Annotated in this window: 10 protein-coding genes and 1 pseudogene; 7 read left to right on the forward strand and 4 right to left on the reverse strand. The window is 65.7% G+C overall.

Translation table 11 applies throughout. From position 1 onward, the window contains the following. The first annotated feature begins 212 nt into the window (after positions 1 to 212). From ACOCG7_RS10435 to ACOCG7_RS10445, 3 genes are all read left to right on the forward strand, one after another. Positions 213 to 1,532, forward strand: a complete 1,320-nt coding sequence (locus ACOCG7_RS10435) for an MFS transporter (RefSeq protein ID WP_244745305.1) — start codon at positions 213 to 215, stop codon at positions 1,530 to 1,532. A 74-nt stretch (positions 1,533 to 1,606) separates the two neighbouring features. After that, complete coding sequence (locus ACOCG7_RS10440; protein WP_083080956.1) at positions 1,607 to 2,578, forward strand: dihydrodipicolinate synthase family protein; 972 nt, start codon at positions 1,607 to 1,609, stop codon at positions 2,576 to 2,578. 101 nt (positions 2,579 to 2,679) lie between these two features. Continuing rightward, positions 2,680 to 3,765, forward strand: coding sequence for a LacI family DNA-binding transcriptional regulator (locus ACOCG7_RS10445; RefSeq protein ID WP_244745307.1), 1,086 nt, complete (start codon positions 2,680 to 2,682; stop codon positions 3,763 to 3,765). A 33-nt stretch (positions 3,766 to 3,798) separates the two neighbouring features. On the opposite strand, the gene ACOCG7_RS10450 is transcribed toward ACOCG7_RS10445, so the two are convergent. Beyond that, positions 3,799 to 4,707 carry a LysR family transcriptional regulator gene (locus tag ACOCG7_RS10450; RefSeq protein ID WP_244745308.1) on the reverse strand — a complete coding sequence of 303 codons (909 nt, stop codon included), beginning with the start codon at positions 4,705 to 4,707 and terminating at the stop codon, positions 3,799 to 3,801. A 129-nt stretch (positions 4,708 to 4,836) separates the two neighbouring features. Between ACOCG7_RS10450 and ACOCG7_RS10455 the strand changes: the two genes are divergently transcribed. From ACOCG7_RS10455 to ACOCG7_RS10470, 4 genes and pseudogenes are all read left to right on the forward strand, one after another. After that, a complete protein-coding gene (locus ACOCG7_RS10455; RefSeq protein ID WP_154872665.1) occupies positions 4,837 to 5,478 on the forward strand; it encodes a glutathione S-transferase family protein in 642 nt (213 codons plus the stop codon). Beyond that, positions 5,403 to 6,480: pseudogene (locus ACOCG7_RS10460) on the forward strand (pyridoxamine 5'-phosphate oxidase family protein); the annotation flags it as partial. The gene ACOCG7_RS10455 and the pseudogene ACOCG7_RS10460, both read left to right, overlap by 76 nt. Positions 6,481 to 6,745: 265 nt before the next feature. Further along, a complete protein-coding gene (locus ACOCG7_RS10465) occupies positions 6,746 to 7,024 on the forward strand; it encodes a DUF1488 family protein (RefSeq protein WP_073429221.1) in 279 nt (92 codons plus the stop codon). Between the two features lie 19 nt (positions 7,025 to 7,043). Continuing rightward, a complete protein-coding gene (locus ACOCG7_RS10470; RefSeq protein WP_083080962.1) occupies positions 7,044 to 7,835 on the forward strand; it encodes a phosphate/phosphite/phosphonate ABC transporter substrate-binding protein in 792 nt (263 codons plus the stop codon). A 14-nt stretch (positions 7,836 to 7,849) separates the two neighbouring features. Here ACOCG7_RS10470 and ACOCG7_RS10475 read toward each other — a convergent pair whose 3' ends face one another. The 3 genes from ACOCG7_RS10475 to ACOCG7_RS10485 form a co-directional block, all read right to left on the reverse strand. Further along, entirely contained in the window at positions 7,850 to 9,862 is a 2,013-nt protein-coding gene (locus tag ACOCG7_RS10475; RefSeq protein ID WP_421375382.1) for an acetyl/propionyl/methylcrotonyl-CoA carboxylase subunit alpha, read from the reverse strand. Between the two features lie 90 nt (positions 9,863 to 9,952). Continuing rightward, complete coding sequence (locus ACOCG7_RS10480) at positions 9,953 to 10,738, reverse strand: enoyl-CoA hydratase/isomerase family protein (protein ID WP_421375384.1); 786 nt, start codon at positions 10,736 to 10,738, stop codon at positions 9,953 to 9,955. Between the two features lie 28 nt (positions 10,739 to 10,766). Continuing rightward, positions 10,767 to 12,374, reverse strand: a complete 1,608-nt coding sequence (locus tag ACOCG7_RS10485; protein ID WP_421375386.1) for a carboxyl transferase domain-containing protein — start codon at positions 12,372 to 12,374, stop codon at positions 10,767 to 10,769. Between the last annotated feature and the right edge of the window lie 37 nt (positions 12,375 to 12,411).

A 12,411-nucleotide genomic window follows, 5' to 3' on the forward strand; every position in this document is an offset into this window, starting at 1 on the left:
AAATGTAAGCGCTATCATTTGTGAATTGGCTCAAAATTCGGCTGCTTAGCGCAGGAAGCAAGCTGCAATCGAGGGCCAAATGTAAGCGCTACCGGCCTGTGCCTCGCCACCGCTTGCGCACACCCGACACCCAGGCAACTTCCCCCGCCCGGCAACGCATCGGCGCGGTCCGCCCTACTTCAACCGAAGACATGAAACGGAGACAAACGGTCATGAGCACACCCCCGAGCCTCGAGCAGGCGCCGCCGACAATCCGCCGCGCGCAGATCGTGGCGCTCACGCTGCTGATGGTGAGCGGCATCGTCAACTATCTGGACCGTGGCACGCTCGCGGTCGCCAATCCGCTGATCCGGCACGACCTCGGTCTCTCGCTCGGACAGATGGGGCTGCTGCTCTCCGCGTTCTCGTGGAGCTATGCGCTGTTCCAGTTGCCGGTGGGCGGTCTGGTCGACCGGATCGGACCGCGCAAGCTGCTCGGCATCGGGCTGATCGTCTGGTCGCTCGCGCAGGCGGCCGGCGGCTTCGTCTCGACCTTCGGCTGGTTCATCCTCGCGCGGATCGCGCTCGGCATCGGCGAGGCGCCGCAGTTTCCGTCGGCGGCACGCGTGGTCAGCAACTGGTTCCCGCTGCGCGCGCGCGGCAAGCCGACCGGCATCTTCAACTCGGCGTCGCCGCTCGGCACGGCGCTCGCGCCGCTCTGCCTGTCGATCCTCGTGGTGCATCTGAACTGGCGTTGGGCCTTCATCGTGACGGGCGTGGCGGGTCTGATCGTGGCGGCCGTATGGCTCGCGGTGTATCGCGACCCGGTCAAGGCCACGATGACCGAAGCCGAACGCCACTACCTCGAAGGCGACGACGCGGACCTCGAACCGGCGCCCGCGCTCACGTTCGCCGACTGGCGCTCGTTGTTCTCGCACGGCACCACGTGGGGCATGCTGATCGGCTTCTTCGGCTCGGTGTATCTGAACTGGGTGTACCTCACATGGCTGCCCGGCTATCTGACGATGGAGCGCCACATGAGCCTGATGCATACGGGCGTCGCGGCATCCATACCGTTTTTCTGCGGCTTTCTGGGCGCGCTCACGGCCGGCTGGTTTTCCGATCTCATCACGAGCCGCAGCGCGAGCCCGGTCGCGAGCCGCCGCAATGCGGTGGTGATCGCGATGCTCGGCATGGTCGCGTTCACCATTCCGGCGGCGCTCGTGCAGAGCAACACCATCGCGATCGTGTGCATCTCGGTGGTGATCTTCCTCGCGAACGCGGCCTCCGCGAGTTCCTGGGCGCTAGCCACCGCCGCCGCGCCGCCCAACCGCGTCGGCTCGCTCGGCGCGATCCAGAATTTCGGCGGCTTTCTGGGCGGCGCGCTCGCGCCGATCCTGACCGGCTACATCGCGCAGACGTGGTCGTTCGTGCCCGCGCTGCTGACCGCCGCCGGCATCGCGTTTATCGGCGCGATGAGCTATCTGCTGTTCGTGCGCAAGCCGATCGAGGACCAGCCCGCTGCCGGCGAAGCCGTGCAAGCGCCTGCATGAACGCGCCTGCCGCTGCCGCTGTCGTTGCCGCTGTCGTTGCCGAATAACCGAATTCTTTCCTGGAGATCAACAGCATGACCAACATCAAGCAGACCACCGCTTCAGTCGAAGGCATCGTCCCCGTGATGCTGACGCCGTTCGACGACGCCGGCGCAATCGACTACACCGGGCTCGAACGTCTGATCGAGTGGTACATCGCGCACGGCTCGGACGCGCTGTTCGCCGTCGCGCAGTCGAGCGAGATGCAGTTTCTGACGCTCGCGGAACGCGGCGCGCTGGGACGCTTCGTCGTCGAGAAAGTCGCGGGCCGCATGCCTGTCGTCGTGTCCGGCCACATCAGCGACGACCCCGACGCGCAGGCCGAGGAACTGAGCGTCGCCGCCTCGACCGGCGCGCAAGGCGTCGTGCTCGTGACGAACCGGCTCGATCCCGATCGCGAGGGAACCCACGCGTTCGCCGCGAACCTCGAACGGCTCCTCGCGCGCCTGCCGTCCGATATGCCGCTCGGTCTGTACGAATGTCCGGCGCCGTATCGGCGTCTGCTTTCCGACGACGAGTTGAAGATGTGCATCGACACCGGCCGCTTCATCATGCTGAAGGACGTGAGCTGCGATCTCGCGACCGTGAAGCGCCGCGTCGCGCTTGCGCAGGGTTCGCCGCTGAAGATCCTGAACGCGAACGCGGCCATCGCATGGGACGCGATGAAGGCGGGCTCCGCGGGTTTCAACGGCGTCTTCACGAACTTTCATCCCGATCTGTACAACTGGCTGCGCAACGATGCGGCGCGAGACCCGGCGCTCGCCGAGGAACTGGCAACGTTTCTCGTACTCGCCGCCGTATCCGAATCGCTCGGCTATCCCGCGCTCGCGAAGATGTACCACCAGCGCATCGGCACCTTCGATTCGATTCGCTGCCGCGTGATCGACTACGACGTGCGCGAACGCTTCTGGGCGCTCGATGCGGTGCTCGACAAGATCGTCGCCGGCACCGAGCATTTCCGTCAGCGGATCGCGGCGCTCAACGAGGGCGAGGTTCGTGGGCTCTAGCCGGCGGAGGTTGCGCAGAACCGCTCGTCATTCCCGGCCACGCTCGCGCACACGCGGCGGTAAGATAGCGCGCGCGCCGACTCACCGTTTTCGATAACCCGATGCCCGACTCCCTCGACTCCCCGACCACCGCCCGCACCCAGACGAACCGCGCCCGCCGCAACACCGGCCGCACGGTGCTGTCCGACGTCGCGAAGCTCGCGGGCGTATCGACGGCGACCGTATCGCGGGTCTACAACGAGCCGGACAAAGTGTCGGCGAACGTGCGCGAACGCGTCGAGCAAGCCGCGCTCGCGCTGAACTGGTTTCCGAACGCGGCGGGCCGCGCGCTTGCGTCCACGCGCAGCCACATTGCCGGCATCATCATTCCGACGCTGGACGATCAGGTGTTCGCCTCGCAGGTGAGCGGCATGCAGGCCGCGTTCGCCGCGCGCGGCATCACGCTCGTGCTCGGCTGCTCGAACTACGATCCCGCGCAGGCGCTCGTGCAGGTGCGCGCGATGCTCGCGCGCGGCGTGGAGGCGATGGCGGTGGTGGGCGAGGCGCATCCGCCGGAACTGTTCGATGCGTTGCGCCTCTACCGCGTGCCGTATGCGGTCACGTATGCGTATCGCGGGGACAGTCCGCACACCTGCATCGGCTTCGACAATCACGCGGCCTACGTGGAGATCGCCGAACATCTGATCGGCCTCGGGCACCGCTCGTTCGCGGTCTGCATTCAGCCGACGCGCGACAACGATCGCGTGCAGGCGCGCGTCGCGGGCATTCGCGCGACGCTCGAACGCCACGGCCTCGCGGTGCGGCCGGAGCACATGCTCGAAGGCGAATCGACGATCGGTTTTGGACGGCGCTGTCTGCGCGCGATCTGGCAAGCGCCCGGCGAACGCCCGAGCGCGATCATCTGCGGCAACGATCACATCGCGATCGGCGTGCTGCGCGAAGCGGAAGACCTGGGCATCGCGATTCCCGATGAATTGTCCGTGACCGGCTTCGACGATCTGGAGATCGCGAAAGAACTGCGCCCCGCGCTCACGACCATGCGTGTCGATACCTACGCGATCGGGCGGCTCACCGCGCAACATCTGCTCGACGTGCTCGACGGCAAGCATCCGCGACACGAACACGCCGGACATGAGGTGCATGCCGAATTGCAGCTTAGGCAGTCGACGGGACCGTGCAGGAGGTAGCCGCGATGCTTCACGATCTCTGCGCGCCGCCTCTCACACTTGCGTCTCCAGCCGCTTCCTGATCACGTCGATCAACGCGCGGACCTTGGCCGTCGGGTAACGGGTGGGCGGAAACACCGCATGGATGCCCTTCGGCCTGCCGGCCCAAGCTGGCAGCAGACGAACCAGCCGGCCCGCCGCCACATCCGCCGTGATGGAAAAGTCGGTCAGCAAGCCAAAGCCGCCGCCCGCGAGCGTCGCCGCGCGCGCGGCATCGGCCGTGTTCACCAGCAGCGCGTTCTCGCAGCGCACGCTTTGCCTCGCGCCGTTCGCGCGCTGCAAATCGAGTGTCAACGGATGCGGCAGCACGGAAAGTGCGACGTGAGGCAAGGCCGCGAGCGCGGCCGGCGTTTTCGGCTTGCCCCATTTCTCGATGAATGCGGGACTGGCGACGACCCATTTGACGAACCCGCCGATCTTCACCGCCCGGTAGCCCGAATCCGCCAATTGCCCCAGACGGATGGCGACGTCGATGCCCTCCGCGATCAGATCGACGTAATGGTCGCTGCACACGAGTTCGATGTCGAGTTGCGGATACGCCGCGCGCATCTCGACCAGCGCGGGCGTCACCACCAATGACCCGTAATCGATCGGCGCGCTCACGCGCAAGGTGCCGCGCAGCGGCGCCGATTCGCCCGACACGGCCGACAGCGCTTCCTCCGCCGCCTGCAGGATCTTGCAGCTCGCATCGTAGAACGCGCGCCCGCTCTCGGTCACGCTGAGCCGCCTCGTCGTGCGGATCAACAGGCCCGCGCCGATCTCGCGTTCGAGCCGCTGTATATGCGTGCTGACCATCGTCTTCGTGAGCCCGAGACGCGCCGCGGCCGCGGTCAAGGAACCCGCCTCGACCACCGCGACGAAAACCGCCAGCCGGTTCAGATTGACATCTCTTAGATCCGCCATGTCGCCGATTGTCCATCTTCGATTGATTATGTTTCCCAGCTTAGCAGTCTTCTGCCCGACGCCGCATGCGGCTAAGCTTGCCTCATTCCCGCCGAACGCCATCGGCCCTTCCGATCAAGGAGCATTGCAATGCCCGCCGACAGACCCGTCCAGCCGATCCGCCTTCACACCACGCAGCGCTCCGGGCACGGGCACCGCGTCAAACTGTTCCTCACACTGCTCGATCTGCCTTTCGAAACGATCGAACTGAACATGCGCGCGGGCGACAATCGCCGTCCTGAGTATCTGCAACTCAACCCGTTCGGCCAGGTGCCGACGATCGAGGACGGCGACACCGTGTTGTTCGATTCGAACGCCATTCTCGTGTACCTGGCGAAACGCTATGGCGACCCGTCATGGCTGCCCGACGACGCCCTCGGCGCCGCGGCGGTGCAACGATGGCTCTCGCTGGCAGCCGGACAGATCGCGTATGGACCGTGCGCGGCCCGGCTCGTCACGGTATTCGGCGCGCCGCTCGATCTGGAAACCGCGCAGAAGATCGCCGTCAAGCTGTTCGACGTGCTCGACGCGGAACTGGCCGGCAAACGCTTCGCGGCGGGAGACAACGTGACCATCGCGGACATCGCCGCCTACACCTACATCGCGCATGCGCCTGAAGGCGGCATATCGCTCGAACCGTATCCGAACCTACGCGGCTGGCTTTCCCGTATCGAAGCGCTGCCGCGCTTCATCGCGATGCCGGCGACGAAAGCCGGCCTGCTCGCCGGCTGAGCGAAAAAACCGCAGGCGCGACCACCACCGGAGTCCGATATGTCCGACGTTTCTTCCCATGCACAGCCAGGGCTGGATCTCGTCGATCCGCCTTTCCATTCCGGCGAACTGGCGGTGCAACGCCGCGCCGGCGTCGCAACGGAGGCGCAAGCGCTCGGCCGTCGCGGCATCCGCCGCTACATGCCGGACCAGCACCGGCAGTTCTTTTCGGCGCAGCCCTTCATGGTGTTCGGCGGTCTCGACGCCGACGGCCAGCCCTGGGCGACGGTGCGCGCGGCGGCGCCGGGCTTCGTGTCGTCGCCCGATGCGCGCACGTTGAGAATCGAGGGCGGGGTGCTATCCGGCGATCCGCTCGCCGGGCGCTGGCAAGCCGGCACGATGATCGGCGGCCTCGCTCTGCAGCCGCAGACGCGGCGGCGTAACCGCGTCAACGGCATCGTGACTTCGGTGACGGGCGATACGGTCATGCTCGAAGTCATGCAGAGCTTCGGCAATTGCGCAAAGTACATTCAGAGCCGCGCGCCGACCTTCGTCGCGCGCGGCGCAGCGGGCGCGGACACTGCCGCGCAGATTGCGACGCAACTGAGCGACGCGGACCGCGCGCTGCTGGCTAACGCGGACACCTTTTTTATCGCCAGCGCGAACGTGGCTGAAGAAGCGGGCCCGGCGCGCGGTGTCGACGTTTCGCATCGCGGCGGCATGCCGGGTTTCGTGCGCGTCGACGACGCCGTCACGCTCACCACGCCCGACTTCAGCGGCAATCGCTTCTTCAATACGCTGGGCAATCTGAGTCACGACCCGCGCGCCGGCTTGCTGTTCATCGACTTCGCGAGCGGCGATTTGCTGTACGTCGCGGCGCGCGCGGAGATCGTCTGGGACGGTTCGGAACTGGCCGATTTTCCGCTCGCGCAACGCCTCGTCCGCTTTCGCATTACCGAGGTGCGGCGCAGTCGCGAGGCGTTGCCGTTTCGCTGGTCGGAGGTCGCGTATGCGCCGCAGTTCCGATCGTCTACTCCCTCCCTGTGATGAGCTTGCGCGAACTCGCAATGGCCGAAGCGGGTTTAGGCAGCGCTTCTCCAAAAGGAACGGTCGAATATCGGGGAGAAGACAAAGACGATTACCAAGCTTGCGGGATAAAAACACCTGCCGCTTTCTATTCGTCGCTGTGAGGGACTTAACCATTTCACCGTGAATGCCGGTTTTCCAACATACCGAAAAACTGACGGCTTGTTATCCTGACCATCCAGGCGTGCAGCGGGAGAACGCTATGTCGGTCTATGTCGATGAAGGATTCAGGCCTTGTGTCACCGAACGCGCAACCGTCGCATTCCGGGTGTGCCGCGACGATCGCGCGCAAGTCTTCGAGATCAGCGCGGAGGCACTGATGGCTTTTTGCGGGGCTGCGAGCAGTCGAAGGAAAGACCTGCTCGTCGCATTCGAACACGCGCAAGGGGAAATCCTGACGGTCGCGGCGCGCAAATGGACGTTCAAGCCAACGGAGCCGGTGCGGCTCGGCCTCGACGAATTCCGAATGATTAGACATTAGCCGTGTCAGAATCGCGCCCATGACCTGGATCGCCGCCCTGCCGATGTACGACGTCACGCCCGCTCTCGCCACCGAATGGCGCGCGTGGCTCGCCGACGTGCTGCGCATGGTCAAGCCGGCGTGCCGCATCGTCGAGCCGGACGAGGAGTTGCACGGCTTCTGGCGGCGTCCCAACCTGCTGATCTCGCAGACCTGCGGCTATCCGCTGATGCACGGCTTGCATGAGCAGGTGCAATTGATCGCGACACCGCGTTTCGACGCACCCGGCTGCGAGGGCGCGCATTATTCGAGCGTGCTGGTAACGCGAGCGGACGCCCAATTCGACACGCTCGCGAATTGCCGCGGTGCGCGCGCCGCCTACAATCAGGACGATTCCAATAGCGGCATGAACGTGTTTCGCCACGCGGTGGCGCCGCTTGCGCGCGACGGCGCGTTTTTCAGCACGGTGATACGCACCGGTTCGCACCTCGGTTCGTTGCGGGCGGTGGCGGAGCATCGCGCGGACGTCGCCGCGATCGACTGCGTGACGTTCGCTTTCGTCTGCGATGAAATGCCGGAGCTTGCCCGGCAGGTTCGCCGGATCGGCATGACGGCGGCAGCGCCGGGTTTGCCGCTGATCGCAGCGGATACCGTGCCGCAAGCCACCATCGAAGCATTGCGCGAGGCGCTGAACGAAGCGCTCACCACGCAGCCCGAGCGCGCGAAACGTCTGCGTTTGCAGGGCTTTTCCGCGCTACCGCTCACGGATTACGAACGGATCGAGCAACTGGAAAACGAAGCGCGCGCCGTCGGCTATACGCGCCTCGCCTGATCCGCTCCACGAGGTCATTGCATGTCGAGAACCAGAAGCTGCGCGCCGTCGGCTACCTGGTCGCCGACCGCATACAACACTTCCGACACCGTACCCGCCGCCGGCGCGCCGATCGTGTGCTCCATTTTCATCGCCTCCATCACGATCAGCGGCGTGCCCTTCTCCACCACCGTGCCCGGTTCCACCAGCACCGCGATCACCTTGCCCGGCATCGGCGCGGTCAAACGGCCTTCGTGGCCTTCGGCGTCCGCGGCATGCGCGAGCAGATTCTGCCACTCGAATGCCAGGGCTTCGCCCAGGCAAAATACATGGAACGTATCGCCGTCGATGAACACGCGGCCCGTCACGCGCGCATCGCCGAGGGTCGCGCGGAACTCGTGCCGGCCCGCACCGCTCGACCATGTGAAGTCTTCACGCACGCCGTCGTGTTCGAGCGTTTGCGTGCCGCCGTTGCGCGCAAAAGTGACGGTGAATGCGCTTTCGTTATCGACATCGCGCCAGCCGAGCGTTTGCGTATAGCCGCCGTTCAGGCGCCAATGCGATAACGCGTCCCACGGCGACGCGCCGTGCGCGGTGCCGCCCTCGCGCGTGAGCAACGCGGCGCAGGCGAGCGCGAGCGCCTCCTTGAACGGCTTTCGCACCGGCGCGAACAACGCATCGTGATGACGCTCGATCAAACCCGTGTCGAGGTCGCCGGTTGCAAACGGCTCGCTCGTGACGATGCGTTGCAGGAACTCGACGTTGGTATGCGGGCCGACCACCTCGCATGCACGCAGCGCGCGATTCAGACGCGCGAGCGCGTCCTCGCGCGTGGCGCCGTGGACGATCAGCTTGGCGATCATCGGATCGTAGAACGGCGTGATGGTGTCGCCTTCGCGCACGCCGCTGTCGATGCGCACCGGCGCCTTGCGGTCCGCTTCGCCCAGCGTGAATTCCACGGCCTCGGGCATGCGCAGATGCTTGAGCGTACCCGTCGACGGCAAGAAGCCGCGCGCCGGATGCTCGGCGTAGATGCGCGCCTCGATTGCGTGACCGTCGATTGTCAACTGCCGCTGCGTGAGCGGCAGCGCTTCGCCGGCGGCAACGCGCAGTTGCCATTCCACGAGATCTTGCCCCGTCACCATCTCCGTGACCGGATGCTCGACCTGTAGGCGCGTGTTCATTTCCATGAAGTAGAAATCGCCCGTGCAGGTCATGATGAACTCGACCGTGCCCGCGCCGACGTAATTCACCGCGCGCGCCGCGGCCACCGCCGCCTCGCCCATTGCGCGCCTCGTTTCAGCGGGCAAGCCGGGCGCGGGCGCTTCTTCCAGCACCTTCTGGTGACGCCGCTGCACCGAACAGTCGCGGTCGAACAGATACACCGCGCCGCCGTGGCGATCGGCGAACACTTGCACTTCCACGTGACGCGGCCGCGTCAGATACTTTTCGATCAGCACGCGATCGTTGCCGAAGCTGCTCGCCGCCTCGCGCTTGCACGAGGCCAGCGCGGCGGCGAAATCCTCGCTGCGCTCGACCACGCGCATGCCCTTGCCGCCACCGCCCGCGCTCGCCTTCAGCAGCACCGGATAACCGATCGCATCCGCCTCGCGATGCAGCAACTGCGCGTCCTGATCGTCGCCGTGATAACCGGGCACGAGCGGCACCGCGGCTGCGTGCATCAGCGCCTTCGCCGCCGCCTTCGAACCCATCGCGGCGATGGCCTCGACCGGCGGGCCGATGAAGACGATGCCGGCTTTTTCGCATGCATAGGCGAAGTCTTCGTTCTCTGAGAGGAAGCCGTAGCCCGGATGCACCGCTTGCGCACCGGTTGCGCGCGCGGCCTCGATGATGCGCTCGATGCGCAGATAGCTCTCCGCCGCCGTCGCGCCGCCGATGTGCACCGCCTCGTCGCACGCGGCCACGTGTTTGGCGTCGGCGTCGGCATCGGAATACACGGCCACGCTCGCGATGCCGAGCCGCTTGCAGGTCGCGGCGACGCGGCACGCAATCTCGCCGCGGTTGGTAATCAGGATCTTGTTGAACATGAAGTGTCTCGATGAAGTGTCGGGTTCGGGGCTGTTGTCGTGATGAACGCCTGCGTTTGCGCCTGGGTGCGTTGCGCTCCGGTTGCGCATTCAGTCACGCCACGCGGGCGAGCGTTTTTCGAGGAACGACGCGACACCTTCGCGGCCCTCCGCGCCGGCGCGAATGCGGGCGATGCGCGTCGCCGTGTCCTCGATCATCGCCTCGTTCAACTCCTGCCCGGCAATGTCCTGCACGAGCTGCTTGCAGGCTCGCACCGCTTGCGGGCCGTTCGCGCAGAGCGTTGCCGCGATTTGCTCGACGGTTGCGTCGAGTTGCTCCGCGCTCACCGCTTCGCTGACGAGACCCAGACGCCACGCCGTCGCGCAATCGAACTGCTCGGCCGTCGTGAAGTAGCGGCGCGACGCCTGCTCGCCCAACGCGCGGATCACATACGGCGCGATGGTCGCCGGAATCAGACCTAGCCGTGCCTCGGACAGACAAAAGCGCGCACTGTCCACCGCCACGACGATATCGCACGCCGCGATCAGCCCCATGCCGCCCGCGTACGCGTCGCCGTTCACCCGCGCGATCACCGGCTTGTTGCAGCGATAGATGGACGACAGCATGTGCGCGAGCCGCATCGCATCGGCGCGGTTCTCGTCGTCCGAGTAGCCGGCCATCTTCTTCATCCAGTTCAGGTCCGCGCCCGCGCAGAACGCCTTGCCGTTCGCGGCGAGCACGACCGCGCGCACGTCGTCGCGATCGTTCAGCGCGGTGAAGGCCGAGGTCAGATCGGCGATCATCGTTTCGTTGAACGCGTTGCGCACGTCCGGGCGATTCAGCGTGACCGTGGCGACCCGGCCGTCGATCCCGAGGTTCAGCGTTTCGTATTGCATCGTTGCCGCTCCCGCGCGTGCCGCGCTATTACATTCTGAACACGCCGAAGCGCGTGTCTTCGATCGGCGCGTTCATCGCGGCCGACAAGCCGAGACCGAGCACGTCGCGCGTTTGCGCCGGATCGATCACGCCGTCGTCCCACAGGCGCGCGCTCGCGTAGTACGGATGACCTTGATGTTCGTATTGCTCGCGGATCGGCTGCTTGAACGCTTCTTCCTCTTCGGCGCTCCACGCGCCGCCCTTGCCTTCGATCCCGTCGCGCTTGACCGTGGCCAGCACCGATGCCGCCTGTTCGCCGCCCATCACCGAAATGCGCGCGTTCGGCCACAACCATAGAAAGCGCGGCGAATAGGCACGGCCGCACATGCCGTAATTGCCCGCACCGAACGAGCCGCCGATGATCACGGTGAACTTCGGCACCTTTGCGGTTGCCACCGCCGTCACCATCTTCGCGCCGTTGCGCGCGATGCCTTCGTTTTCGTACTTGCGGCCCACCATGAAGCCCGTGATGTTCTGCAGGAACACCAGCGGAATCTTGCGCTGGCAGCACAGTTCGATGAAGTGCGTGCCCTTGAGCGCCGACTCCGAAAACAGAATGCCGTTGTTCGCGATGATGCCGACCGGATGCCCCCAGATATGCGCGAAGCCCGTGACGAGCGTGGCGCCGTAACGCGCCTTGAATTCGTCGAACGCGGAATCGTCGACGATGCGCGCGATCACCTCGCGGATATCGAAAGGCTTGCGCGTATCCACCGGAATCACGCCGTACATGCTCTTCACGTCGTAGCGCGGCGGCTTCGGCTCCTGCAACGCGAGCGGCACCTGCTTCGAGCGATTCAGATTGCCGACGATGCTGCGCGCGATCGCCAGCGCATGCGCGTCGTTTTGCGCGAGATGATCCACCACGCCGGAAAGGCGCGTATGCACGTCGCCGCCGCCCAGGTCTTCCGCGCTCACCACTTCGCCGGTTGCCGCTTTCACGAGCGGCGGGCCGCCGAGAAAAATCGTCCCCTGATTCTTGACGATGATCGACTCGTCGCTCATGGCCGGCACGTAGGCGCCGCCCGCCGTGCATGAGCCCATCACGACGGCGATCTGCGGAATGTCCGCCGCCGACAGATTCGCCTGGTTGTAGAAGATGCGGCCGAAGTGATCGCGATCGGGGAACACCTCGTCCTGATTCGGCAGGTTCGCGCCGCCCGAGTCGACGAGATACACGCACGGCAAGCGGTTTTCCGCGGCGATTTCCTGCGCGCGCACATGCTTTTTCACGGTGACCGGATAGTACGTGCCGCCCTTGACCGTCGCGTCGTTGCAGACGATCACGCACTCCTGCCCCGCGATCCGGCCGATGCCGGTGATGACGCCCGCGCCCGGCGCGTCGTCGTTATACATGCCATAGGCCGCGAGTTGCGAGAACTCGAGAAACGGCGTGCCCGGATCGAGCAGTTTTTCGATGCGCTCGCGCGGCAGCAGTTTGCCGCGTCCCGTGTGTTTGTCGCGCGCAGCTTGCCCGCCGCCCAGCGCGAGCGCCTCGATTTTCGCGCGAAGGTCGGCGACCAGCGCTTCGAGCGCCGCCGCGTTGGCGCGAAAGTCGTCCGAGCGCGGATTCAGCTTTGATTCGATGATCGGCATTGCGTGGCTTCTCCCCATGCGAGGTGGTTGCTGTCGC

It is taken from the genome of Paraburkholderia sp. DD10, assembly GCF_049177125.1.
In the GTDB taxonomy this organism is placed as follows: Bacteria; Pseudomonadota; Gammaproteobacteria; order Burkholderiales; family Burkholderiaceae; genus Paraburkholderia; species Paraburkholderia terricola.